Source organism: Paenibacillus pseudetheri (genome assembly GCF_924513355.1).
Lineage (GTDB): Bacteria > Bacillota > Bacilli > Paenibacillales > Paenibacillaceae > Paenibacillus_AQ > Paenibacillus_AQ pseudetheri.
The window spans coordinates 26,280-51,484 of the sequence record NZ_CAKMAB010000037.1 but is presented as its reverse complement, the minus strand read 5'-3'; the positions used below and the strand labels follow the sequence as shown (position 1 = coordinate 51,484).

The following is a 25,205-nucleotide window of genomic DNA, read 5'->3' as shown; positions in this document are numbered from 1 at the left end:
TATGATCATGGGGTAACTCTTTGGAGTTATCCCTTTTTGGTGTTTTCTTTAGGAAATTATGTGAATATTTCACTATTGTTGCATCATTGATTGTAAAAATAAAAGCTACCTGCCATTATTACAAAGAAAGGAAAATTTGTAATCAAAAAATCATTCACGATAGGAGAATAAGAATGATGACTAATAACTTATTTGTAAACGAGACAAGAGAAATACTGAGCTGGATGAATCGCCCCGAGCGTTGGGAGTTTACAGACTTAGATGAGCTTACAATAATTGCACCTCCTAAATCGGATTTTTTCCAAGACCCGGCAGGAAAGCATATCGTAAGCTCAGCGCCATTCTTATCCGTACCTGTTGGAGCTTCCTTTGAAATGACAACCAGAATAAGTGTCGATATGCGCCATAAATATGATTCAGGATGCCTCATGTTTATGATGGACAATCATAACTGGGCAAAGATTTGTTTTGAATTTAACGGACAGTATCCCATAATCGTGTCTGTGGTGACAAGAGAAGGGATGTCAGATGATTGTAACTCCGTACAAGTTGCTGTAGACAATCCTTATTTACGTATAACCAAGCAAAACCATTGTATCACCTTCTCCTATTCGGAGGACGGAACGAATTGGACACTGATCCGATATTTTGGAATGAATGAAGGTGCTGAATGCGTAGCAGGTGTTGTCGCGCAATCCCCGCAGGGTGAAGGCTGCTTAGTGAAGTTTGACTATTTAACTTTATCGGCATCGAAGCAAGAAAGTCGCTTCTAATGAATCAATTTTTGATAAATATTCCTTTTAAATAAGAGGAGTCCGGTCAGTTTATTGCCGTAGGTGTGAATGCTTGCGTATGTTTTGAATCTGCGGAGTGCAATTCCTAACTTGTTGTGTTTGTCATTTTAGCAATAGGTCCATCGATCAGATCGGTGACCACGTAAAGGATACAAATTACTAGGAAGGCCAAACTTAGCGGCTTGAGGAATAATAACAACATTGCCAAAATGATTCTGGGATTAGAAGATTATACTGAAGAAATAGAAATGTAGATTAGAGATTGAAAGTTAATACGGTTTATACAAAAACAAGCCGGAGCGAATGAATCACGCTCCGGCTTGTTTCTATGATTGTTAAAGCTTATTTCGCGGATACAGACTTGAACCATTCGTTAACTTCTTTGGTGATTTGGTCACCGCCATTGGATTTCCAATTGGCAACGAATTGATCAAAGGAGTCTACTGGCAGTTTGCCATAAATAATTTTGTTGAAAGTTTCCATTTCGGACTGACGAAGCAGGTTCCATTTGGAAACCATCGTTGGTGTAGCAGCACCGGTAAAGTAGTTTTGTTTACGGACGTCTAGTTGTGACATAACAACTTTTCCTGCCGCCCAGTTTTCTGGTTTACGGAACTCTGCCATTTGTTTTTCATAAGGTGTAACAGGTGTCTCGCCATCAGCAAGTTTAACCAAAGTCTTCATAAACAGATCAGGAATACGGGCCGGACCTGTTAAGAATGGGAATTCATTGGAGAAGTCTTTAATCTTGGCTTTATCACTTGTTGGTTGTCCATCAATCATATCCCAGTCGTAACCTTTAGCAAAGCCATGCTCATATTGACTGCCTGCAGCAGGGTTAGCTAGGTTATCAAGCAAGTAGTTATAATACAAGAAAATCGCTTCTGGATGCTTAGCATCCTTGTTAATCATGATACTAGCATTTACACCAGAATTCTGCCATTTGGTTCCAATCAAACCATCTGGTCCTGCTGGAACCGGATAACCTTTAATCTTCGCTCCAGGTACGTTCTTCATAAGATCGGGAGCAGGCCAGTCTGGAACCCAGTTGGCGCCTGGCAGAATACCAGCTGCACCTTTCGTGAAGCTCTCAGCGGATTTACCTTCATCCCAAAGGGCGGAGTCCGTGTGGATATATCCTTTATCCATCCATTCGCTAAGCTTTGCGAGTGCTTGCTTAGCACCTGGGTTAATGGAACCATATTCAAGATTGCCATCTTTATCTTTGTTCCATTGTTCCTCAATGGTACCGTATGCCCCGAATAACCAGTCTAGTTGACCCATCCAGGTATTTGTGTTGTTTTTCAAAGAAATTGCAAGCGGGTACACATCTTTAGGCGCTAAGCCATCAGGGTTCTCGTTCTTAAATTTGTCCATGATGTTCTCAAGATCGGCGATGGTCTTAGGCGCTTCCAGCTTCAGCTTTTCCATCCAATCTTCACGTAACCACAAGAGCGTATCATCATTGTCGGTATATTCAAGGATCGGCAGATTATATTTCTTACCGTCTTTAGTGAATGGGTACCAAAGTTCTGGATGTGCTGCAACGTGATCTTTCAGAATTTTGTTTGCGTATTTATCAAACAACTCATCGATAGCGATGAACTGACCGGAATCAATAAGCTGATTGGTCAATACTGCGTTAGTTGGTGCAAAAACGAAATCAGGAAGCTTTTCGCCGGAAGCAATGGCAAGTTGAAGCTTTTGTCTGTATTGATCGTCATTTGCAGGATACCAAGTATCTTTATGCTTCATACCCAATGTTTCAAGCATCCAGCGATCGTGAACGTTGTTTTCTTTGGTATCACCTTGAACATACTTCTTAGGCATCAATACGGCACTGAACTCGATCGGTGGATCGTATTTACCTTTTGCGAAAGCAGCATCTGCTTCGGATTGGGTATTTTCGGTAGCGTTACCATTTTTGGCGTTCTCATTAGATGTGCCGCTACTGCCACATGCTGTGAGAGTGATAAGTGCTGTGACCGTGAGAAGCGACCACATTTTCTTGAACTTGATCATTCTTCAATTCCCCCTACTGTGTATGATCTTTACAAGTGTAACTTTAACAACTTGTCGGGGATGTCATCTATATGAGATTTTTAGTTTCGATAGGACTCTATCATGCTATTTGTTAGTATCTCTATATTCCTGCGGCGTTACCCCAAACTGCCGTTTGAATACTTTGATAAAATAAGCAGGGTCCATATATCCAATCTCCATGCTGATTTCATAGACTTTTTTATTGGTGGTCTTCAGTTTATGACAGGCACGATCCATCCGCAAGCGCGAGATATAATCGCTAATACCTTCACCTGTTTCAATCTTATAAATTTTTGATAAATGGGTCGGATGAAGATTTACATGATCAGCCAGAACACGTAATGATACATCATCATGCAAGTTCTTATCCGTATAATCTTGAATTTTCTTTACATACTCGGAACGTATGTCTTTGATTTCGTTGGATGTGCCTTCTTTTAGATTGGCTAGAACACTTAGCGACCATTTTCTTAGTTTACTAATGCTGGTAAAAGCATCCCCACTCTGCAACGCTTCTATATCGGTCCCCATTAAGTTTGCCAGTGTATGACCATTGCGATGTGCAAGATTCGTGAAAGAAGCAGTAATTAAAAAGCCAGCCTCCATGCAATGCTCCCAGGATTCAGACCATTTCTCATCCAGTTCGGCACAAACGGCAAGCAATTTCTCTTCGGCCGCATCCCAATGTCCACTCTCCAGTAGATGAATCAAAGAGGGAGGGGTATAAAGAGCGTCTAAAGGCCCTTGTGCTGAGGGAAGCTCCAAGTCACTGACCCGCATAATGAATTCTCGCTCATCTCCGACAATTTGGCGGAAAGAGGAGGAGGCCTGATGGAAACGATTCGACAGCTGCTCAGGAAACTTAAACCACTCCGTGATTACAATGGATAGTGAGCCTTTCAGAAATTGCTTAACCTTATATTGAAGTTGTAAAGAAAGCTTCTCTAATATGGATTCTTTTCCAAGGTCAGTTCCTTGTTCTTTAAGCTGGAGCAGAAACACAAGATATCCATGTTCCTCTTTAACGCCCCAGACCTCCATAAATTCTCCCATAATCTCTTCAGCCATATTAATAATCGCATATTCAATCAAGGTTTGATCGGTATTATCAAACTCTCCGAATTCTTCTTCCATTCGTACCAGCATCAATGCGGATTCTCCGGATTGGAAGGGCAGATCGTAACTCACGAGCTTCCGTTCCCATTCACCGGCTTGAAAACGATGACCTTGTAAGGCATCCAGTAGCAATCGCCCACGCAAAACAGGGAGATTCTCCCGGAGGGTAAACTGGGTTCGTTTAAGAGAACTTATAAGCTCCCATTCTGCGTTCAATTGATTGATCGCATTTCTGACTGCTCCGAGCAATTCATCGTCAGTCGGTGGTTTAAGCAAGTAATCTACGGTCTTGTTCTGGAGTGCTTTTTTGGCATAATCGAATTCTGAATGGCCGGATAATATAATACATTTAATTTTTTTGTTGTGTTTTCTTATCCGCTCTATCAATTCGATTCCCGTCATTTCTGGCATTTGAATATCTGAGATTACTATATCAATGGGATGTGTATCGATAATTTGTAGTGCTTCACGTGCTGAATAAGCTTTATGCACATGTTCAATTCCCAGCGTATGCCAGGGTTTAGTCATGGAAAGATTATCTACCCAGTGTGCTTCGTCGTCTACTATAATCATCTGCATGTTGTTAGTCTCCTTGATGTTCCTTTAATTTATAACTATCATCCTCAGTGGAGATTTCCCAGATAATTTCTGTTCGGAATCCACCGAGAGGGGATGGTTTGAAGGTAAGACTTGAATGATTGCCAAACAGGTGAATGATCCGCTGATTCGTATTCCAAAGACCACAACCCATTTCCTCCTGCAAAGGCTCCTGCATTTTACGGTTTAATGCTTCTAGCTGATCCGGATTCAGGCCAGGACCATCGTCATCGATATAAATTCTACAGAAACCGTTTGACTTCTCACCACTAATCTTGATCTCGCCTGATGAATAGGACTTCGCTACTCCATGAATCACAGAGTTCTCCACCATAGGTTGGAGCATTAGGCGAGGTACAGATTGGCTAAGCATATCCTCAGGAATATCAATATGATAATCAATTCTGCCATTGCGTAGTTTCTGGATATCTAAATAGTTGACCAAGAGCTTGATTTCTTCCTCCAAAGAAGCCGTCTCCCGTTCCATACGGGTGGTATAACGATAGTAAGCACTTAGATTATAAGCCATTGAGACGACAGCGTCCTCATCTTTCATCTGGGCCATATTGATAATATATCCAAGACAGTTATAGAGAAAATGTGGATTGATTTGAGCTTGAAGCTGCTTCAGGGTAGCTTCTCGAGCACGGATCTTTTCATTAAATACATTTTCTATCAGATCTTGAATTTGATGGGACATATCATTGAAACGTCGGAACAGAAACGAGAACTCATTTTGCTCATTGCTATGAAGCCGTACGGAGTAATCTCCTTGCTGTACGCGCTGTAAACCTCTGACTAGTTTTTTAATCGGATATTGAACATTTCTATAGAGCAGAATGGAAGAGGATACTCCCACAACAAACAGCAGAATCATTGTGATATAGAATAAATCTCGACTAAGAGAAATCGGTTTGAGAATTTGATAAAGGGGGACAACATCTACTAAATGCCAATCCAAAGAGGCTGACTTCACAGAACTAACCAAATATTTCTTCCCATTTAGTTTCACTACATCCTGAGTTGTATTCTCCGGAGAGTGATTATCCAGGTAACGAACTAGTTCGTCGGATAGCTGCTTGTCCGCGCTACGGTTAAGGATCGGTTTCTCCCCTTTGTGATAGAAGAACGGATCGCCTTGCCCACCTGCTTTATACGAATCAAGCATGTTCTGAATGTTCGTATAACTGAAGCTGGCTTCAATAACTAGGCTACTTCCCGTTAACGTCCCCGGCTGAGCTAAGGAATCCGTTAAGAACCAGTAAAAGGATTTTAGATCGCCTTGTGATTCCGCGCCATGATCACCATACGTCCATCTTCCACTCATATTTGCTTTTAAATAATCCTCATCATACCCGGTGGGTCTGTCGTAATTGGCGATGACATCTTTATTCTGCTGTGAATGAACGGCATATCTGGTAGGCCAAATATCTGTAACCCCAGCTTGAAGCACCATCTTTTCCTGGATAATATATCTTGTCTGCATCTGATCATATCGATCTTCCCAAACATTTAATCCATTGAATGCCCTGACATTGGGATCTCTTGAAAGAATAAGGGTAAAGTCCATCATCTGATTAATTCGCGAATCAATCTGATTAGATAAAAAGGTGAGTTGTTTCGTATTGGACGTCTGCAACTCTTTGCCTACAACCTCGAAGGTGACGTTATTTGAAAAGGTATACATGATAATGATGGGAATGAATAGGATTATGATCAAGCTGTTTATTTTGGCAAACAGACTAAATCGAGATTGTAAGTTTCCTCTAAGTATTGTAAAGCGCTTCCATAAATTCATAAATGCCCCTCCAGATGTTGTCCTAATAAAACCCTATCAAGCCTAACAATGTTATATAGTCAAACCTGAGAAACGCCTGATACTATTTATAGCAGAGATCCCCATCACACACAAAATATTTTTTTTGGGAACAGGAGAGAGCTATGGAGGCTAATATGGAGGTTAACTCGATACCACAGGCGAGCCTAGAAAGTCAGCCGAGTAAAAAAAGAAAAAAAGGCTTTAATCAACCATGGATTCTCCATTTTATGGTGTTGCCAGCGGCAATCATGGTTTTTATTTTTTCTTATATTCCGATGTCCGGAATTCTTATGGCATTTCAAGACTATAAACCTGCACTAGGTTTTTTTGATTCCGAGTGGGTCGGACTTAAGCATTTCAGGTACATGTGGGAGAATGATTATTTCCTGTCCATTACGTGGAATACGTTATTTTTTGCTTGCTCCAAGATTGTTTTGAACTTGATTATTCCGTTTATCTTCGCCTTATTGCTTAATGAGGTAAGAAGAATGGGCCTTAAAAGAACGATTCAAACACTCGTTTATCTTCCGCACTTTCTGTCTTGGGTTACACTTTCAGGGATTCTCATTGATATCCTTGCTCAGACAGGTATTGTCAATCAATTCCTCACATCTGTATTCGGCATCAAGCCGATTTTCTTCCTAGGAGACGGCAACTGGTTCAGGTTCACTATCATTACTAGTGATGTTTGGAAAGAGTTTGGTTTCAATACGATTATCTTTTTAGCGGCACTTTCGGGTATCAATCCATCACTTTATGAAGCTGCTGAAGTGGATGGGGCGGGGCGTTGGAAACAAACGATGTATATCACAATTCCTGCGTTAATCCCAATCGCTATCGTAATCGCCACCTTGGCACTGGGTAATGTGCTCAACGCAAACTTTGACCAGATCTTTAACTTGTACAGTCCATTGATCTATCAGCAGGGAGATATCATTGATACCTTCGTGTATAGAGAAGGTCTACTAAGCGGACAGTTCAGTTTCGCAACCGCAGTTAATCTATTTAAATCGGTAATTAGCTTAGTCTTAATTGTAGTCTCTTACCGACTTGCTTATAGATTTGCAGGGTACAGAATTTTCTAGAAAGGATGACAACTGATGTACCATAAAACAATTCCATATCGAATATTCAGTATAATCAATAATATATGCTTGACTATCATTTCCGTGCTCTGCCTGCTACCTTTGTACCACTTACTCATGGTATCTCTTAGTGCATCCGCACCTGCTAATGCTGGATTAGTCACATTCTGGCCGATTGGCTTTACCTTTGAAGCCTATGCAAAGACGTTTAATAATGTCAATTTCCTTAACTCCTTGTGGGTGTCTGTGGAACGGACAGTACTCGGAACAGGACTTGCGCTGGTGGTAAATACGGTTGCAGCTTATGCGCTGTCTAAGGAAACAAGAGTCTTTCGTGCAAGAAACGTCTATCTTTGGTATTTTGTTGTCACCATGCTGTTCAGCGGTGGTCTGATACCGGGTTACATTCTAATTCTGAAGCTTGGTCTTATGAATTCATTGATGGCGCTTATTCTTCCTGGATTAGTTGCTGTATTTAACATCATTTTGCTTCTGAATTTCTTCCGTACCGTACCAAAAGATCTTGAGGAAGCAGCTTTTATTGATGGGGCAGGGCACTTTCAGACCTTTATAAAAATATATTTACCGGTCTCCTTACCTGTTATTGCAACTGTTTCTCTATTCCTTATGGTAGGACACTGGAACGCATACTTTGACGGTATTATTTATATTAGAGATGCAGACAAGCTTCCGCTAGCGACGTTTATGCAAACGATTATTGTTCAGGCAGATATGTCTAAGCTTGATCCGGCAGCCGTTGCTAATTTATCACAACGAACCATCCGGGCCTCGCAGATTTTCATAAGTGCTTTGCCAATTCTATTGGTTTATCCTTTCCTGCAACGTTTCTTTGTAACTGGGATTGTAGTAGGTGCTGTAAAAGAATAATCTCTTTTTAGAAAAAGAGTTTGAAGAAGGAGCTACGGTTCTAGTCCAAGACTAGAACATGTAGCTCTTTTTTTATTGCGATGAATTTCATGGCTAAATTGGATAATTATTGAAAACAATAAAAATATTCAGAAAATTTTCATATGACGATCATGCTAACATAGGCTATAATGAGGTCTAAAAAAGAAAAAAGAAAACGGGGCAAAAGAATGAATCAATTTAAAGGTGAAAAAAATCTTCTCTCAGAGAAGAAGGAGCGTTTCTCTTCCGCCGGCTTTATTTTCGCAGCTATCGGGAGTTCAGTAGGATTGGGGAACATGTGGAAATTTCCGTATATCACTGGGGAAAATGGGGGAGCGGCTTTCTTCCTTCTCTTCATTGTATGTTTAGTGTTGATTGGTTTACCCGTATTGTTGGCAGAGTTGGCCATCGGTCGTAGCGGACGTGGAAGCGCGGCTACTGCATTTGTACGAGCCGGAGGCGGGAAGAACTGGATGGCAGTCGGATTTCTGCAAGTCCTTGCACCATTTTTAATTCTTTCCTTTTATATCATTGTTGCAGGATGGACGTTGAACTACGCAATGATTGCCTTCAGTGGACAATTGTTCAGTTCCAGTAATTATGCAGGTGAATTCAGCTCCTTTATATCTGGTCCTATGCCAATGGTTTGGCAGGGGATAGCAATCCTTATAACGGCGGGTGTTGTTATTCTTGGAGTATCAGGCGGGATTGAGAAATTTAATAAAGTATTAATTCCTGGTCTGGTTGTTCTCCTTTTTGTATTGATGATTCGCGCAGTAACCTTACCGGGTGCTAATGAAGGAGTAGCCTTTTTCCTAAAACCAGACTTTTCGGTGCTGACGGCAGAATCTGCGCTGGTCGCATTGGGACATGCCTTCTTTTCACTTTCGCTTGGGATGGGGATTCTCCTGACTTACGGCTCTTATGTGGATAAAAAACAATCGCTAGGAACTGCTGCACTCGCAGTCGGAGCGGGAGATTTGTTATATGCGTTTATCGCAGGATTGATTATTTTTCCGACGACATTCTCATTTGGCATTGCTCCTGATCAAGGTCCTTCGCTAATTTTCATTGCTTTGCCAGCAGCTTTCTCAGCAATGCCATTTGGTGCATTCTTTGGTGGTTTGTTCTTTATCTTGCTGGCGATTGCCGCTTTAACTTCTGCCGTATCTCTGCTTGAGGTACCTGTATCTTTCGCGATGGAGCGCTGGAATTGGAGCCGGAAACGTTCAGTTTGGATTTTGTCATTAGTATGCTTCCTCCTCAGTATTCCTTCGGCGATGTCTCTGGGAATGTTCCCTGAGCTATCGTTTGGCGGCAAAGCGTTGTTCGATTGGGTAGATTTTGTAACTTCTAACATTATGTTGCCACTAGGCGGTCTGTTGGTTACCATCTTTGCGGGTTATTTCTGGAAAGGGGCAGCTGAAGCGGCTGGGCTTAAGGCAGGTTGGTTCCGCGTTTGGTTGTTTATGCTCCGGTATGTTGCGCCGATTTTGGTGTTCTTGGTGTTGCTTCATACTTCGGGGATTCTTTCTTTCTAAAATTAAAAGAAGCTTAAATAGCTAAAGGCGAATTTCCATTCAACGATGAATGAGAATTCGCCTTTATTTTTCATTTGATAGGCAGGCAGTTACAGGACTTGCCGTATCCATAGTCGTGGTAGATTTTGATGTGCCGGCCCTTACATTGATAACTCTACAAAACCTTCTCCAAACACATCTCTTATATCATGAATGGTGAGGAAGGCATCTCTATCCGCATTTTCAACGATTTTCTTGAGTGTGGGCACTTCCTGTTTGCTAATAACAATGTATAGCACTTCTTTGGGCTCTTGACTATAGTAACCTTTTCCTTGCAGAACGGTCACGCCTCTGTCCATGATCAAGTTGACCTGATCGGCGATTTTGTCCTGCTGCATGGAGATAATAGTGACTGCTTTTTTAGGATTCAGTCCTTCAATGATAAAGTCCATCACTTTTGTACCGACATAGAGCATAATGATGGTTACCATAAGCTTCTCTGCCCCAATAATGAAGAAAGAGGAAAACACAACGATCAAATCAAAAAATAAGAGGGCGTAACTAATATTCCAATGGAGATATTTGTTGGCTATTTTTGCGAGAATGGTTGTACCTGCAGTACTGCCGCCAACCCGAATAATCAGCCCAATGCCTGTTCCAACTAGTATGCCTCCAAATACCGCATTCACAACTAATTCATTGGAATGAATATTCCAATCGTGGGTAAGGTGCAGAAATGCGGAATTGAGCAACACAGCGATAATTGTATATATGATCATCTTTTTATCCAGGAATCGATAGCCGAAAATCAGCAATAAAGCATTCACTATTAAGTTGACTAGACTGGGAGACCATTGAAATAAATAATAAAAAATAATGGAGACCCCAGTAACTCCACCCTCACCGAGTTCATTGGGAATGACGAATACGTTGACTGCTAAGGCAAACAGAAATGCTCCAAGTACTAAGTAAAATAAATCGTTAGCTAATTTTTTTATCATCGTTACCATCCTTACATTTTGCAATAATCAAAATACTATATCTCATATGGGTGAGATTAGGCAATCTCTTTTTTTCGAAGACTATGAACGCATAGAAGTCTGAAAATCCCTAATAGTATTATGAATATGCAAGATTCTGTATAATGGATAAGTTCTTATAATTGACGCGGCCGCTAAGAACAATCTTGTGTTTAATGGAGCGGTCAGAACGTGGATGTCTACCGGGCCGATTGAAAATTACAGAATTAGATCTGTTCACTTGTCAAGCGGCCTGATGCTTTTTCATGTCCCTCTAATTAATAGTATAATAAGAATATAAGTGATAGGAACAGTTTATAAAAAGGAGTCAGAGACATGAAATGTCCTCACTGTAATAACGAATGGAGTGAACTTCCATTATGTTACGGAATTGAAGCACCGCATTACTTTTACACAGTGCCAGAAGAGAAAAGAACAGAATTAACAGAAGATTTTTGTGTAATTGATGAACAGCATTTCTTTATTAGGGGACATATTGAAATACCTATAATTGATAGTAATGAAAAGTTTATTTGGAGTGTTTGGGTGTCCCTGAGTGCAGAGAACTTTTTGAAATCTAATGAATTATTATTTGTTGAAGGTAGGGAAGACGAGGAACCTTATTTTGGATGGTTATCGACCGAGCTTGCAATATATCCATTAACTACGCTGTCTCTAAAGACAATGGTACATACACAAGAAGTTGGTGCGGTTCCATTAATCGAATTAGAACAAACGAATCATCCACTAGCAGTTGAACAAAGAGAAGGAATTTCTGTAGAGCGAGTGAAGGAAATTGCCCATCTAATAAACCATGGTTAATTTTAGTGGAAATTGCATTGGAAAAAGAGAAAATGAAGCAAAGAAGGCGAATTCTCATTCATTGTTGAATGGAAATTCGCCTTTTCCTCAGCGGCCTCCCCGAGTAGTTGTGGAGTTTTTTTGTGCTGGAAAGAGGGAGTGATTCTAATTTTTAATTCCTACTTGACTAGGTGGAATAATTGGAATATAGTATAAAAAAGCTTGAACGGTATGGAAGAGATTGTATTTTTGGACAATTTAATTGGAGTGTTGCAAAGGTCAAAATCTATTTCAAACTAATAATTGTATACAATTATACAAATATATTGTTGAGGCACTTGCCCGATAGTTTATCGATGAGGAGCTACATAAATATGGCGATACGATCACGGAGGTTGTCAAAGGATAATACCTATGATGCATTAAAACAAAAAATTATTGATAGTGAATTAGAGCCGAATCAACCTGTACATGAAGAAAATTTGGCGGCATTACTAGGGGTTAGTCGTACTCCATTAAGAGAGGCCATACAGAGATTGGAGAACGAGGATTTTCTCATTCGACAGCCAAATGGAAGACTGCGGGTGGCTTCTGTGACACTCAAAGAGGTTGAAGAAATATTCCAAATTCGCAGCATGCTTGAAGGCTATATCGCAAGAAATGCAGCTAAGCATGCTACAGAGAACGATATTGTTAATTTAACGACGATGATTACAAAAATGAAACACTCCTTCCAGCTTGGCGACAATCAGAATTTTGTAACCTATGGATTTGAGTTTCATGATTATTTATCAGAAATCAGTGAACTAAAAACATTCGAGAAAGTTCTGAATCAATTAAGAGATCATTCCCTTCGCTATTGTCGATTCGTCTCCATGCATGGAGATTGGAATACACAGGCGGATGAAGAACATGATCTTATCTTGCAAATGATCGCTGACCACAATGAAGATGGCGCTGAAAAAGCAATGCGAGATCATATTTTAAGCAGTCTAGCTACTGCACTTGACCGGATTAAAGGCATTGAAGAAAAGTTGGAAGCATAAAGGAAGGGGGCACTTTACCTATGAAAACACTGAATGAGGTTGATCAAGCTTTAGCGAATCAATTAATAGATGTCCGAAGAAACCTACATAGAGAGCCTGAATTAGCATATGAAGAGTTTAAAACCACTGCGAAATTACGAGAATGGCTGACCCATGCCAGTATTCATATTCTAGACGTACCTTTACAAACCGGACTCATTGCAGAGATCGGACAAGGTAATGGACCTGTTGTAGCTATTCGTTGTGATATTGATGCACTTCCGATAGAGGAACAGACTGGATTACCTTTTGCTTCTGAGATCCCTGGAAAAATGCATGCCTGTGGGCACGATTTTCACACGGCTACGATTCTAGGAGCTGCCTTATTGTTAAAGGCACGTGAAAGTGAATTGCCTGGCAAGGTTAGAGTATTGTTCCAACCAGCAGAAGAAACAGGGCATGGGGCGGAGAGCGTCTTAGCATCAGGAGGACTCAAGGGTGTAGACGCTATATTTGGTCTACATAATTCACCAGACCTGCCTACAGGAGCTTTTGGAACAAGAACAGGAGCTTTAACAGCAGGTGTTGATCGGTTTGAAATCACGATAAAAGGTGTCGGCGCTCATGCAGCTACTCCGGAAAAAGGTGTAGATAGCATTGTAACTGCGGCTCAAATCATTACTGCACTACAAACCATCGTAAGCCGCCAAAACAGTACCACTGAGCCGGTTGTGTTAAGTGTTACTCGAATTAATGGGGGCTTTACATGGAATGTCTTGCCAGAAAAAGTGGAATTAGAAGGTACGGTGCGAACTTACAATGAAGAGATTCGTGGCCAGATTCCAATCCAAATGACTCGAATCATCGAAGGGATTGCTGCTGCAGCTGGGGCAGAGGCTAAGCTACATTGGTATCCAGGACCACCAGCAACGATTAATCATGACGAATGGGCTGACTTTACCAAAGAGGTCGCTTCAGATGCCGGATATATAGTACATGACATCCCTCCGCAAATGGGAGGAGAAGATTTCTCTTTTTATTTACAACAGATCCCGGGTGCTTTTGTAAATATAGGATCAGGCCCAGCCTATGCTTTACATCACCCTCGGTTCGATGTGGATGAGGCTGCGATTTTACCCGCTGCGAAGTACTTCGCTTTATTGGCAGAACAAGCGCTGGTCAAGCTACAAGTCAAAGCTTAATTAAGCTCCTAGACCTAAATCCTAAAGATGATTGAGAGGAATGTATATGATTGAACTAAAGCAGGTTTCCAAAACGTTCACTCGGAAAGGGATCACTATTGATGCTGTTAAAGGGATCGATTTAAAGGTCGATAAAGGCGATATCTTTGGGGTTATCGGCTATAGTGGCGCGGGGAAAAGTACATTAATTCGTTTAGTCAATTATTTAGAAAGACCCACAGAAGGACAGGTTTTGGTAGCTGGGCGTGATTTAGGAGCCTATAACGGATTAGTATCTTTATAATTTAAGGCAAAAGACTTGCTTGAAGGTATCGATACCTCGAGCAAGTCTTTTTGCTATCCATTGATTTAACCTGAATAGCTCTTCATACGTACCTGTGGTGATGGGATTTTTTTGTTTTAATCAATTTGTAAACCAGATACAATTCCATTTTATGGTACGATAACCATGATACGAAAGGGCTTGAAAATTATTTTTTACATACTTTTAATTATATTTTGAAGGGATACATAGAGGATGCAGAATAAAAATACATGGCCCAATTCCACACCGGATAAGCTGAATGTGGATCAAGCGCAGATTGAAAGCCTTGGGTATGCAGTGAGGAAATCGAAAGTTAAGAGCTGCCTGATACTAAAGGAAGGAAGATTAATCTTTCAATATTATAAAAGTAATAAAATAAGAGATAACCTTCAAAGGATTAATTCATGTACCAAAAGTATAGTATCCATTTTGATTGGGATCGCAATAGAAAAAGGATTTATCCCTTCTGTTGATATGACGATGGAGCATTACTTTCCCGATATTATGAACAGCCTAGAAGATTCTCGTAAGAAAGCTATATCTATTGAACATTTGCTGACGATGAGTGTTGGTTTAGACTGGCCGGAGTTTGGAGAATGGAACCATATGCCCCCTATGTGTACCCGTGATGTAGTTAAGTTTGTATTCGATCGGCCATTAGTTGATGAGCCAGGGACACGGATGAACTACAACTCAGGTTGTTCTCATGTACTGTCGGCCATTTTAAAGAAAGCCACAGGTATGAAAACCTCTGTATTTGCTGATAAATATTTGTTTGAACCGTTAGGGATTGATAAGGATTACCATTGGTTTGAGGATGCAAATGGTATTAATTATGGGTCTGATGGTCTTCGGTTACTTCCCTATGATATGGCCAAATTCGGTCAGTTGTTTTTGCAGGAAGGTATTTGGAAAGAAAAGGAAATTATATCTGCAGAATGGATCAGAAGGTCAACAGAGCCCTATCTATTAACCTATGATTATATTGGTCACTACGCTTTTCATTGGTGGGTTGCTAAAATAGATCCTAATCATGATGATTTTACTTTGAATAACAAAATGTTTTTTGCGATGGGACTAAACGGGCAATTTATAATCGTTATTCCGAGTTTACAGACTGTAGTCGTCTTTACAAGCACGCTTGATAATACCATTAAACCTTTGGATTTTGTGCGTGAGTTCATTGTGAAATCAATGGGGAATTGATGGGAATGGGTTTTAGGGGGACGTCTGATAAATTGTAATTAGATATAATTGATAGTTTGCTAAGTAGGACATGATAACTTTTTCAAGTACAGATAATCGGTAGTTATCGAAATATCGTTGTTGTCACAAAATGACTCCTTATCTCGTTTTATATGCAAACGGAATAAGGAGTGGTTGCAATGAAAGAATTGACATGCATCGTTATTGGCGGAGGATATGCAGGTATTAATGCAGTTAAAGCGATTCGGAAAACATTTAAGGGGCAAGCAAGTAAACGAACACTTCGACTTATTTTAATCGATAAGAACCCTTATCACTTTCGCAAAGTATTGCTTTTTAAGCCCGCGGTCGGAGATGAAGAGATTACTATCCCTCTGACTAGGTTATTTCCCGAGGGGGTTGAATTCGTTCAGGCTACTGTAACGAAAATCGAATCAGGGGAAAGAAGGCTACTTTGTCAGGATGCTGTAGGAAATAAGACTTCGATAAAATATGACTTCCTCGTTTTGGCGGTGGGCAGCGTCGTGCGGCAACCCGACCCTGATCAAGGAGGTATGGCATTAGCGAGTTTAGACGCTGCGTGGAAGATCCGAGAGACATGGCGCGCGAATATAAAGAAAGCTGCAAAGGAAAAAAGCGCGAAAGAACGTCAGAGATTAATGACCATTGCCGTTGTTGGAGCGGGCATAAGCGGCATCGAGACATCTGCCGAACTAGCTTATTTTTTTCGTGAAGATGCGGTATTATTGGGACTTGACCCGAGTGCTGTAAGGATAAAATTGTTTAACGCGAATAAGAGGCTTTTCCCAGAAGGCCCGGCAAAAGTAGGGCTTAAACTGGAACGTTCACTTGACGCTTGCGGAGTAACTACCTTACATGGAAGTAAGGTATTACAGGAGAAAGAGGGAGTGCTAACCTTATCTAACGGCGAGACGATGTCCGCTGGCCTATGTGTCTGGACGCTGGGGCTGTTACCCAACCCAATGCTGCAAAACATCGCGTTGCCGATCACTCCGGAAGGATACGTGATCGTAGATGCAAGTTATCGGGTTCAAGGGGCCCAGGGTGTATACAGTATCGGCGACTGCGCGCGAATCGTAGACCCTGCTAGCGGACGGGTGGACGGGAAGACGTGTAAGGAAGCGACCGCCCAAGCAGCAAGGCTTGGAAAGATTATATCGGCGGATATTGCAGGGCGTCCGGCACCCACACATAAGGAATTTATTGACTTTTTTTGTTTTTCCTTAGGTCCGGAGCAGGGAATGGTATGGACACATCAATGGGGGTTAGATATTATTTTTACAGGAAAGCTGGGTTGGCAAATAAGGAAATTCACATGGGATTCGGCAAGTCTGTTAAAATAATGTAAACAGAGGGTTAGTGGAAAAGGGTGGAATTTTAAGATGCAAGAGTTATATGAGCATTATAAAGGGCTGCTATTTACGCTTGCCTACCAACTGACTGGTTCGGTCTCCGATGCGGAGGACGCTGTGCAGGACGTATTCCTGAAGTTGTATGATGTAAAGCTTGATCGATTGGTTGAACCTAAAGCATATTTGTGCAAAATGGTAACTAATCGCTGTCGGGATTTATTCAATTCGGCGCGTAAGCGGCGGGAACAGTATTTTGGGCAATGGCTTCCTGAGCCCCTTCTTACTCCGAATGATGAATCGTTTGAATCGGTTGTTCAAGGCGAGCTGCTGTCTTATGCTATGCTCGTATTGCTTGAAAGGCTGTCCCTTACGGAACGGGCAGTGTTCGTGCTTCGTGAGGCGCTCGGCTTTGAATATGCTAATATTGCTGAGCTCGTTGGCAAAAGTGAAGCGAATTGCCGCAAGCTGCTCAGCCGTGCGAGAGGAAAAATGGGGATTACCCCCGATGAACCAGTCAATCCCGAAGCTGCAAGCGAAGAGTGGGTCCGTCGACTCCTAGCGGCTCTCGAACAGGGTAACGTGGATAGGGTTGTATCCATGCTCGCCAAAGATGTCGTGTTGGTCTCAGATGGAGGGGGTAAAGCCTTCGCCGCCGTCCATCCTATTGAATCGCGCGATCTCGTCGCCCGTTTCCTTCTCGGCTTAATTCGTAAGGCTCCTCATTACGAAGGAGGCGTGCATGTAGAAATGAGGGATATAAATGGCCAAACAGGACTCGTTGTCCGTTCAGGAGATGGCATCGTAACTGTTGCGCTAATGCATGTCGAAAGAAATTCGATTCGCAACTTATACTTTGTTAGGAACCCAGATAAGCTGAGGCATTTATTGAAATGAAAAGAGGATTTGAAAAAAATCGCCGTTAGAACAGTTATGGAGATGCGTGTTGCGCATGGTGGTAAAGCAAATAGTAGAGTCTGAAGGCCACATTTACCTATAAATAGAAGCCCAGGCGTGTTCAACGCTTGGGCTTTTGCAATTCGCTCTAAGCCGCGCTATCACCCAATACTTCTCTAGGGGGTCATGATTTTTTATTTGATCGGAATGTACAGGTCTACTTTGGAATCAGGATGATCATATCCTAAATATCGTTGATCGTATAGCTCAAAATCCTCCCGCTCGTCCATTTCCTCTTTCGTGTTAAGGAACCACGTTCCCCAAATATAATGGAACGTTTGGGGAAGCTTGCGCAGTGTACCAGTGTGAGTGAATACGGCGTAACGCCCCTCTGGAATTACCTTTTGCACAAATTTTGCAGGAAGTCCTTCAAAAGAATCCACTTCGATGCCAGCGACCTCCGTAAATAGCACCTCATCACTCATGGAGTATAGGCTGTTTTCATGACAGGCCTCGCAGATGCCAAATCCTCGTCCATTAAGTGAACGATGGGGAATTCGAGTAGAAATTTTGTTGAATTTCTGCCACAGTTCGGCTAGTTTGTTATCCTTGAGCGTTGTTTCTCCACGTATTCCGGCGACCTTCGTCTCTGGGAGTTTTACAGTGGTAGGATGTACGGTAACATTGCAAGTTAGATGCTCCAATAAATTAGCGTGCAGTTTAGTCTTGGAAGCAATGAAGGTGTCCAGTCGATTGATACGGTATTCCTGCGGGCTGACCTTATATATGAATTTAAACGCGCGACTAAAAGACTCGGCGGACTCAAAGCCGTTGTCTAGCGCAACATCTATAATTCTTTTGTTTGTGTAAAGCAAAGCTTTTGCAGCATTGGCCAGTCGACGTTTCTTAATATAGCTGCCAATGCTTTCCCCTAATATAGCGGTGAATTGGCGGTTCAAATGATAGTAGGAATACCCTGCTGCCCGAGCAACATCCTCTACTTTAATCGCTTCGCCAAGCATGTCTTCAATATAGATTATCGCTTGCTCTAACGCCAGTCGATAGTCCATTTTGAATCCCTCCATCGGTCAACTGTTCAAAGATTGATAATCGAACATAGCTTTGTCCGCTCTCTCCATACAAATCTGGATATTTGTTGTGGAGTCTGGTATAGCTTGTTTTAAATCATAAGTCTGCCAGCCATTTTCCACTCTGCCGCCCCAACATAGCTCAATTATACCGTCTGCGGGGGAGAACACCATGCTTTTGGTTGTACCGAAGTAATCCTCATAATAATGACTGCACAGCCCATTCGGGTATTTGGACAACAGCATCTCCTTTAGATGTTCATTCGTCATAGCTGTTGCTCCTTTCAGTTGGGAAGCGATCCACTCCCCTCGCCGCAAAGAATGAATGGCAGCCTGGGGCTCATAACGAACTAATGGTGGAAGAACTGGATGATTGGTAGCCCAGAGGAACTGCTCTTGTGAAGCTGGACTAATTTGCTTCGTTGCTTGCATGCCGTTCATCGTTTCAAACAAGGCGGCATTCCCTTTTTTATCTAGCAGCATCAAATTTACATTGCAGGCGATAGGCATCTCTTTCAAATAATAAAGTGATTCTTCGACATTTTTACAATTTTCCAGTAACGCCCGAATGGCCGCCCAGAAATGTAATCCTTTTACTTTAGGTGCACGCAAAAAGGGCACAGCCCCGACAGGAAAGCCGCAAGCACTCATTGTAACAGCAAGTCCGTGCTCATTAAAACCGTCGTCTCTCCCAAAGCTCATTGTACTTGTGCCCATGTGCGTATACTTACCTGTTACTGAGGTTCTGACTAACACAAAATCCTCGATCTGATGATTGAATTCATAGTTGCGAGCTAACAATGGCTTGTTCTGTGCTGTCATATTTGGCAGCAAGGCAATCTGACTGCATCGCGGCAGCAGATACGTCATGGCGTAGTAAGCGATTTGCTCGGTATTAACCTTTAATGCATCGGCAAAGCCAACAATTTCTTCTGAAATGCCTGGGCACCACTCATCGAATAGTTTGACAGCGTCTTTATATTCTGTTAGACCAAAGCCTTCGAGTTTACGAGTGTAAGCACTCTTGTGTGCTGTATTTTCTGATATAATATTGCCTAGCTTATACCCAATTTCATAGCTTGTTCCTTTCAAATCCAGTGTATGAACGGAAATCGTTAACATCCTGTTCCCTCCTTTTTTCTACAGTTTAAGGTGGAAAGGGAAGCAGTGCATGATATTTTGTGCTGTTTTTTTCGCTCAATACCAAAATAAGTTGTTTTTACCGCATAACAGAAGTTAATGGAGGATATAACAAAGGTCTATCATATCTTATCGGATGGGCCTTTACTGGGGTAACTGTTGCAATTTCGCCGTTTATTCTACTCACTAAGAATCTTTTCAATTTTTTCGATGCGGGATATAAAAATCGGTCAGCTCATGTTAATTAGGTTATAATCCATTCATTTAGAATAGCAGCGCATATTATATTTTAAGAAGTAAAAGGAGGGGATAAGCAATGAGCTGTGGAGTTGGAGGCAGATTTACATCTACTGGAGAAATTTTGGTTCTTTATATCTTATTAGTAATTGTATTATCTGCTTGTTTCTTTGTATAATAGTAGGCCATCAGAAAGAACAATAGCCACTGTTGCAAGGTTATTGTTCTTTCTTCGCAAATGTTGACGGGCAAGCTGATCCTTTATTTCGTTCCAATAACGAGAATAAATCCGATGTATTCATAATAACGTTCCATTATACTGTTGTACTTACTGATCAATTCCCAAATAGTATGGTCAAGAAAGGAATCAGCATCCATTTGTTGATAATGGTCTGGATGCTCTGTAAGATCCTCACTTGATTTAGGAAACAAGAAGGGACCATCTATCTGTGAATGATAAAATCCCATAGTGTTAACTAATGCTGACCAATCATTAAAGTCCCATAGATTCTCAACATGATAAAATGTAGTAATCACTTGATTAATTTCTGTAGACATAGGTTTATATTGAATCATTTCTCTGTCAAAAAGCTTGCCTCCAGTCCGCAAAACCCTATAATATTCCGACAATGCCTTTTCTGTATCAGTGAAAATGGATACAGACTCAACAAGAATCACATCAAATGACTCGTTAGGAAAAGGAAGCGAACTTGCGTCTCCGACTAAGAATTGAATGGAACAATTCTCTTTTTCAGCCCGTATTTTTGCTTTTGAGATCATATCTGGTTGGATATCTATACCTGTTACATCATGACCTTGCGCAGCTAAATAACAAGATGTTCTACCAGTGCCACAACCAACTTCAAGGATTCGGGAGGCAGTTGGTAGAGGATATTGTTCAAATTGCTTTAAAGTTGCAGTAAACCCTCCAGGATGAGCATTTCCAACACCTAATTTAGCAAGCATATTCAAATATTCCATGAGTTTTAATTCCTTTCACTGCGGTTCTTATTTTATAATATGAAAAAAAAATAACTTTGTACCGCAGTGTTGAATAATACTGACTTAAGGACATACATAAAAAGAAAACTTTGGTTTATTTTTGTTTTTAATGCCAGATTGGTGAGCAATGTACGTAATTGCTTAACGATCTGGCTTTTTTTGCCGAAAGGATATGATTGTCCGTTCTTTTAGTAGTCTCCGATTACAAGTTGGGGTTTTATTTAATTTATTCAAGTACACTTGAAAATAATGTAAATGTAGAGTATTGTAAGTGATAAGTAGTAAGTAGTAAGTAAATCAAAACGCTCACCATATGGAATAAATATCATCCAGTAAATACGAATTTATGGATAGGGGTGGATGGTTATGATGGATTTAAAATTAGCACCAAGTTTTTCAGTGATCGCGCTTAATGCACAGAGAAGTCTTCATATGACTACTGTCAAGAAAGTGTCTTTACGCTGTATGGCAGCAGCGGTTATATTGGAGCTTTACTTAGAGGGATGTTTTACGCAATCAGAGAACAAGTTAACTTTGCCCAAGGCAGGATTTGATCAAGCTCATTCAACACTTTATAGAGAAACGGTTCTACAGCCCTTGCTTCATAAACATGCTGAAGTGAAGGATGATCTTAATTGGTGGATAAAAAAGGCCTCTATGCTGTCTAACAAACAATTAAAAAAGTTCGAGACTGCGATTTCAGATTATCTTAAAGCAATGGATTTGCTTGAAGATATCCCAAGTCTGTTAGGGAGCGATATGTATTTTGATACTGCCGAAGTTGAAGTTAGAGCATATCGCAGTAATATGGAGGCGTACTCAAGCATTACAGAGAACATTCGCGCAGAGATTTTGGAAGAGGGTTCAGTAACAGATGAGGTCATTTGTATGCTGTGGCTACTTCGTGAATGTGGATGCATGCATGACTTCTTCTCGCTGAATGAAATAGAAAAGGTAAATATCAAACTACATGATCTATACCAAAGTAATTTATGGGCAAAGGCATTGTTTCCAATACAAATTCGCCATGGAATTGAGTTGGGCATCAAACGCTTTTTAGAATTGAAGACAAAGTTTGCGAAGACTTTTATCGGTAGTAGTATCAATCTTTTATTCCCTGCCCTAGAGCGATCACGAGCTGTCTTTATAGAAACAGAGTCTTGGTTTGATAATTCTAATCAAAGACTAGACGCAGTTATTACAAGATTAGTGTCCTATGGACATGAAGTTAAGGTGATGGAGAGAGGATCAATTGCGACCCTTAAAATTGATAATTTGTTATACGATGCAATCCCGCATTTTGTAATGATGAAAGTGCCAATTCAAGGTGTGCGTCTTGTTCCGAAGCGCCCGCTGTAAAGGAGTTGGTTATCAATGTCTAGACAACGTTCCATGGAGAATATTTTGGCTTCAGAGTATGTATCTATAGGTGAATTGGTAAGAATCACAAATTCTCGTTATAGTACACTCAAACATTACACAGAAGAAGGTATGCTTCCCTTTGAACAGGCCGAGGAGAATTTAACACGCAGATATAAAAGAGAGGAAACCGTCGCACGCATTCTTTGGATCAAAGAGATGAAAACAAACGGTTTATCTATCCCACAAATGAAAGAAGCTTTAGGAATGAATTAAACATCGGGATTCCCGGTGTTTTTGCTTTTTTTAGTCAAAGAATTATAAACCCTCTGATAGCCGTGCACCAATCATCTGAACAAATTGCTCAGCCGCAACAGACAGCTTTCGATCCCGTCGTACTGCAAAGCCTATACTGCGAGGTAACAGCGGATCGTCTAACTTCAACTCATAAAGCTTTCCACTGTGAAGATCCTCTTGCACGAAAGAACGGCTGACAAAAGCTGCCCCATACCCTAATCTGGCGAACTCTGCCAGCAGTTCTATACTCCCCAATTCAATATCTGGTGTTACCGATAATCCCTTAGCCGCAAACCATTGCTCAACAAATACTCTAGTGCTGCTCCCTTGAGAAAATAGGATTAAAGGCAGCTCTGATACTTCTCTCATGGTTAGTGAACGACTCGCTAATTCTTGATAGGCTTCACCTACTACAAAACAATCCTCTAATACAACCAGCGTCTGTATATTTAGCGGCGGATCGTGAAGAGGCATATGGACAAAGGCGCAGTCGATCTCACCATCTTTTAAACGCTTAGTGATGTCTGGCGTCTTCCCATGAGAGAGACGAATTCGTATACCTGGGTATGTGCTATGAAAGGTATTCAACTGCGGCAACAAAAGGTGCTTGATCAGATAATCACTGGCTCCGATTCGTATTTCTCCCTCATTTAACTGCTTCAAGCTCTCCAGATGCTTCTGTGCAGAATCTAACATGGAAAAGGATTGATCCACATATTCAAATAGTGCTCGTCCTTCTTCTGTAAGCTCTACACCTTTGGACAGCCTGTGAAACAGCTTCAGTCCTAAGGCTTCTTCCATTTGTTTAATGGCATAACTCACAGAAGGCTGTGTAATATGTAGTTCCCCTGCAGCTTTTGTTAAATTTCGATGACGTGCCGTTTGCCAGAAAATACGATACCATTCCAAGTTGAACATGTGGTATAGATCACCTCTATATCATTATAGTAAAAATCCGATTTCATTTATTTCATTTCATTCATTATAATCAGGCTAGAGGAATAATTCAAAGGGGTGGATGAAATGGAATCCAATCAACCGGACTTAGAAGCACGTTCTCCATGGTCAACGAATAGCGATAAACACATAGTGAAGATTAGCCCAGCTAAAGCGGTAATCAATGGGACGATAACCATATCAGGAAGCAAAAGTCTGACGAATCGGGCCTTGGTGATTGCTGCTTTAGCTGAAGGACGTTCAGAAATAAAAGGAATATTAAGAAGTGATGACTCTTACTGGTGCATTGAATCATTAAAGAAACTGGGGATTCCCGTTGTGATAGAAGAAGAGACAGCTGTTGTGGATGGATGTGGCGGCAACTGGCCGAATTCGACTGGGGAGCTATATGTAGGAGCGGCAGGTACGGTTGCCAGATTCTTACCCGCTGCACTCGCGGCAGGGACTGGTACTTGGACAATGAATGGAAGTAAACGGCTCTGCGAGCGGCCACTTGCTCCATTACTCGACGCAATAACGACCCTTGGTGCACAATTTGAGTATAAACAAGCCGAGCGTTGTTTACCTTTTACATTAGAGGCAAATGGCCTGCAAGGAGGAAAGGCAACGCTGCCTGGCTCCACTTCAAGTCAATTTATTAGTGGATTACTGCTAGCCGCACCGTATGCCAAAGAACCGGTAACCGTGTATATTGATGGAGAAGTTGTGCAAAGAGATTATGTCGAGATGACCCTTGCCATGATGTCCTCTTTTAGTGTAACACCAGAAGCGTCTCAGGGCGGTCAATCGATAACGGTTCCTACAGGAAAGTATCAGGGACAAGCGATCACTTTAGAGCCTGATGTATCCACATGCTGTTACTTTTGGGCGGTAGCTGCGCTTACGGCAGGCCGTGTACGAATTGTAGGGATTAATGCTAGCAATACAAGTCAACCTGATATCGAGTTCTTAGACGTTCTGGAGTTAATGGGCTGTACCGTTCTTCGCGGGGAGAACTTTGTTGAAGTGCAAGGTGTCCCACGGATGAAGGGTGGATTCACAGTGAGTATGAAGAAGTGGTCGGATCAAACACTAACAATGGCTGCTATGGCTATTTTTGCAGATGGTCCAATCACTCTAAAGGATGCCGCACATATCAGACATCATGAATGTGATCGGATATCCGCGATATGTGAAGAAATAAGTAAGCTCGGAATACATGTAGAAGAGTTTGAGGATGGTCTAAAGGTATATCCGGGTCAGCCGATCCCTACCTTGTTAGACTCCCATGACGATCATCGCATAGCTATGGCGCTTTCTTTAATCGGCTTGAAGATTGAGAATATTCAGATTATCGACCCTGGTTGTGTCTCCAAGACCTGTCCAGATTATTTTGACCGTTTGTCAGCGTTAGGCGTACAGGTCCAATACTAAATAAG

22 protein-coding genes and 1 pseudogene are annotated in these 25,205 nt (G+C 41.4%); 15 read left to right on the top strand and 8 right to left on the bottom strand.

The genetic code is table 11. The annotated features are described in order from the left end of the window. The first annotated feature begins 176 nt into the window (after window positions 1-176). Window positions 177-773, top strand: coding sequence for a DUF1349 domain-containing protein (locus L1028_RS24410; RefSeq protein ID WP_234540506.1), 597 nt, complete (start codon window positions 177-179; stop codon window positions 771-773). Window positions 774-1,136: 363 nt separating this feature from the next. On the opposite strand, the gene L1028_RS24405 is transcribed toward L1028_RS24410, so the two are convergent. The 3 genes from L1028_RS24405 to L1028_RS24395 form a co-directional block, all read right to left on the bottom strand. Beyond that, window positions 1,137-2,816, bottom strand: coding sequence for a type 2 periplasmic-binding domain-containing protein (locus L1028_RS24405; RefSeq protein ID WP_234540499.1), 1,680 nt, complete (start codon window positions 2,814-2,816; stop codon window positions 1,137-1,139). Window positions 2,817-2,921: 105 nt separating this feature from the next. Beyond that, the gene (locus L1028_RS24400; RefSeq protein WP_234540498.1) at window positions 2,922-4,532 is read right to left on the bottom strand and encodes a response regulator transcription factor; all 1,611 of its coding nucleotides are present in this window, start codon (window positions 4,530-4,532) and stop codon (window positions 2,922-2,924) included. Window positions 4,533-4,536: 4 nt separating this feature from the next. Beyond that, window positions 4,537-6,348: a sensor histidine kinase gene (locus tag L1028_RS24395; RefSeq protein WP_234540497.1), complete on the bottom strand. Its 1,812-nt coding sequence runs from the start codon at window positions 6,346-6,348 to the stop codon at window positions 4,537-4,539. Window positions 6,349-6,503: 155 nt separating this feature from the next. Between L1028_RS24395 and L1028_RS24390 the strand changes: the two genes are divergently transcribed. The 3 genes from L1028_RS24390 to L1028_RS24380 all read left to right on the top strand — a co-directional run bounded on the left by L1028_RS24390 (window position 6,504) and on the right by L1028_RS24380 (window position 9,904). Further along, window positions 6,504-7,454, top strand: a complete 951-nt coding sequence (locus tag L1028_RS24390) for an ABC transporter permease (protein WP_234540505.1) — start codon at window positions 6,504-6,506, stop codon at window positions 7,452-7,454. A 15-nt stretch (window positions 7,455-7,469) separates the two neighbouring features. After that, window positions 7,470-8,342 carry a carbohydrate ABC transporter permease gene (locus L1028_RS24385; protein ID WP_234540496.1) on the top strand — a complete coding sequence of 291 codons (873 nt, stop codon included), beginning with the start codon at window positions 7,470-7,472 and terminating at the stop codon, window positions 8,340-8,342. A gap of 209 nt (window positions 8,343-8,551) precedes the next feature. Beyond that, the gene (locus tag L1028_RS24380; protein WP_234540495.1) at window positions 8,552-9,904 is read left to right on the top strand and encodes a sodium-dependent transporter; all 1,353 of its coding nucleotides are present in this window, start codon (window positions 8,552-8,554) and stop codon (window positions 9,902-9,904) included. Between the two features lie 140 nt (window positions 9,905-10,044). Here the strand turns inward: L1028_RS24380 and L1028_RS24375 are convergent, their stop codons facing one another. Further along, entirely contained in the window at window positions 10,045-10,884 is an 840-nt protein-coding gene (locus L1028_RS24375) for a YitT family protein (RefSeq protein WP_423803082.1), read from the bottom strand. A gap of 354 nt (window positions 10,885-11,238) precedes the next feature. Here L1028_RS24375 and L1028_RS24370 point away from each other — a divergent pair, with 354 nt between their 5' ends. The 7 genes and pseudogenes from L1028_RS24370 (at window position 11,239) to sigJ (ending at window position 17,707) form a co-directional block, all read left to right on the top strand. Further along, window positions 11,239-11,724: a DUF2199 domain-containing protein gene (locus L1028_RS24370; protein WP_234540494.1), complete on the top strand. Its 486-nt coding sequence runs from the start codon at window positions 11,239-11,241 to the stop codon at window positions 11,722-11,724. A gap of 353 nt (window positions 11,725-12,077) precedes the next feature. Further along, entirely contained in the window at window positions 12,078-12,749 is a 672-nt protein-coding gene (locus tag L1028_RS24365; RefSeq protein WP_042189543.1) for a GntR family transcriptional regulator, read from the top strand. Between the two features lie 29 nt (window positions 12,750-12,778). Next, window positions 12,779-13,930 (top strand): amidohydrolase, encoded by a 1,152-nt coding sequence (locus L1028_RS24360; RefSeq protein ID WP_423803085.1) that lies wholly within the window; start codon window positions 12,779-12,781, stop codon window positions 13,928-13,930. 46 nt (window positions 13,931-13,976) lie between these two features. Then, window positions 13,977-14,195 (top strand): annotated as a pseudogene (locus L1028_RS24355) (ATP-binding cassette domain-containing protein); the annotation flags it as partial. 300 nt (window positions 14,196-14,495) lie between these two features. Beyond that, entirely contained in the window at window positions 14,496-15,440 is a 945-nt protein-coding gene (locus L1028_RS24350; RefSeq protein WP_234540490.1) for a serine hydrolase domain-containing protein, read from the top strand. 179 nt (window positions 15,441-15,619) lie between these two features. Next, the gene (locus L1028_RS24345) at window positions 15,620-16,804 is read left to right on the top strand and encodes an NAD(P)/FAD-dependent oxidoreductase (RefSeq protein ID WP_234540488.1); all 1,185 of its coding nucleotides are present in this window, start codon (window positions 15,620-15,622) and stop codon (window positions 16,802-16,804) included. A gap of 39 nt (window positions 16,805-16,843) precedes the next feature. Beyond that, on the top strand, window positions 16,844-17,707 hold the full coding sequence (gene sigJ / locus L1028_RS24340) for an RNA polymerase sigma factor SigJ (RefSeq protein ID WP_234540485.1): 864 nt from the start codon (window positions 16,844-16,846) through the stop codon (window positions 17,705-17,707). A gap of 194 nt (window positions 17,708-17,901) precedes the next feature. On the opposite strand, the gene L1028_RS24335 is transcribed toward sigJ, so the two are convergent. Together L1028_RS24335 and L1028_RS24330 are read right to left on the bottom strand one after the other, a co-directional pair. After that, the gene (locus L1028_RS24335; RefSeq protein WP_234540483.1) at window positions 17,902-18,777 is read right to left on the bottom strand and encodes an AraC family transcriptional regulator; all 876 of its coding nucleotides are present in this window, start codon (window positions 18,775-18,777) and stop codon (window positions 17,902-17,904) included. Between the two features lie 18 nt (window positions 18,778-18,795). Next, window positions 18,796-19,917 (bottom strand): C45 family autoproteolytic acyltransferase/hydrolase, encoded by a 1,122-nt coding sequence (locus tag L1028_RS24330; RefSeq protein WP_234540481.1) that lies wholly within the window; start codon window positions 19,915-19,917, stop codon window positions 18,796-18,798. A 334-nt stretch (window positions 19,918-20,251) separates the two neighbouring features. Between L1028_RS24330 and L1028_RS24325 the strand changes: the two genes are divergently transcribed. Further along, a complete protein-coding gene (locus L1028_RS24325) occupies window positions 20,252-20,350 on the top strand; it encodes a sporulation protein YjcZ (protein ID WP_082651031.1) in 99 nt (32 codons plus the stop codon). A gap of 83 nt (window positions 20,351-20,433) precedes the next feature. On the opposite strand, the gene L1028_RS24320 is transcribed toward L1028_RS24325, so the two are convergent. Next, window positions 20,434-21,153, bottom strand: a complete 720-nt coding sequence (locus L1028_RS24320; RefSeq protein WP_234540478.1) for a class I SAM-dependent methyltransferase — start codon at window positions 21,151-21,153, stop codon at window positions 20,434-20,436. Window positions 21,154-21,540: 387 nt separating this feature from the next. On the opposite strand from L1028_RS24320, the gene L1028_RS24315 reads away from it, so the two are divergent. Both L1028_RS24315 and L1028_RS24310 read left to right on the top strand, forming a co-directional pair. Beyond that, window positions 21,541-22,533 (top strand): hypothetical protein, encoded by a 993-nt coding sequence (locus tag L1028_RS24315; RefSeq protein ID WP_234540475.1) that lies wholly within the window; start codon window positions 21,541-21,543, stop codon window positions 22,531-22,533. A gap of 15 nt (window positions 22,534-22,548) precedes the next feature. Then, entirely contained in the window at window positions 22,549-22,809 is a 261-nt protein-coding gene (locus tag L1028_RS24310) for a helix-turn-helix domain-containing protein (RefSeq protein WP_234540473.1), read from the top strand. Window positions 22,810-22,851: 42 nt separating this feature from the next. On the opposite strand, the gene L1028_RS24305 is transcribed toward L1028_RS24310, so the two are convergent. Then, window positions 22,852-23,748, bottom strand: coding sequence for a LysR family transcriptional regulator (locus L1028_RS24305; RefSeq protein ID WP_234540471.1), 897 nt, complete (start codon window positions 23,746-23,748; stop codon window positions 22,852-22,854). A gap of 105 nt (window positions 23,749-23,853) precedes the next feature. Here L1028_RS24305 and aroA point away from each other — a divergent pair, with 105 nt between their 5' ends. Beyond that, on the top strand, window positions 23,854-25,200 hold the full coding sequence (gene aroA / locus L1028_RS24300; RefSeq protein ID WP_234540469.1) for a 3-phosphoshikimate 1-carboxyvinyltransferase: 1,347 nt from the start codon (window positions 23,854-23,856) through the stop codon (window positions 25,198-25,200). Window positions 25,201-25,205 lie beyond the last annotated feature (5 nt).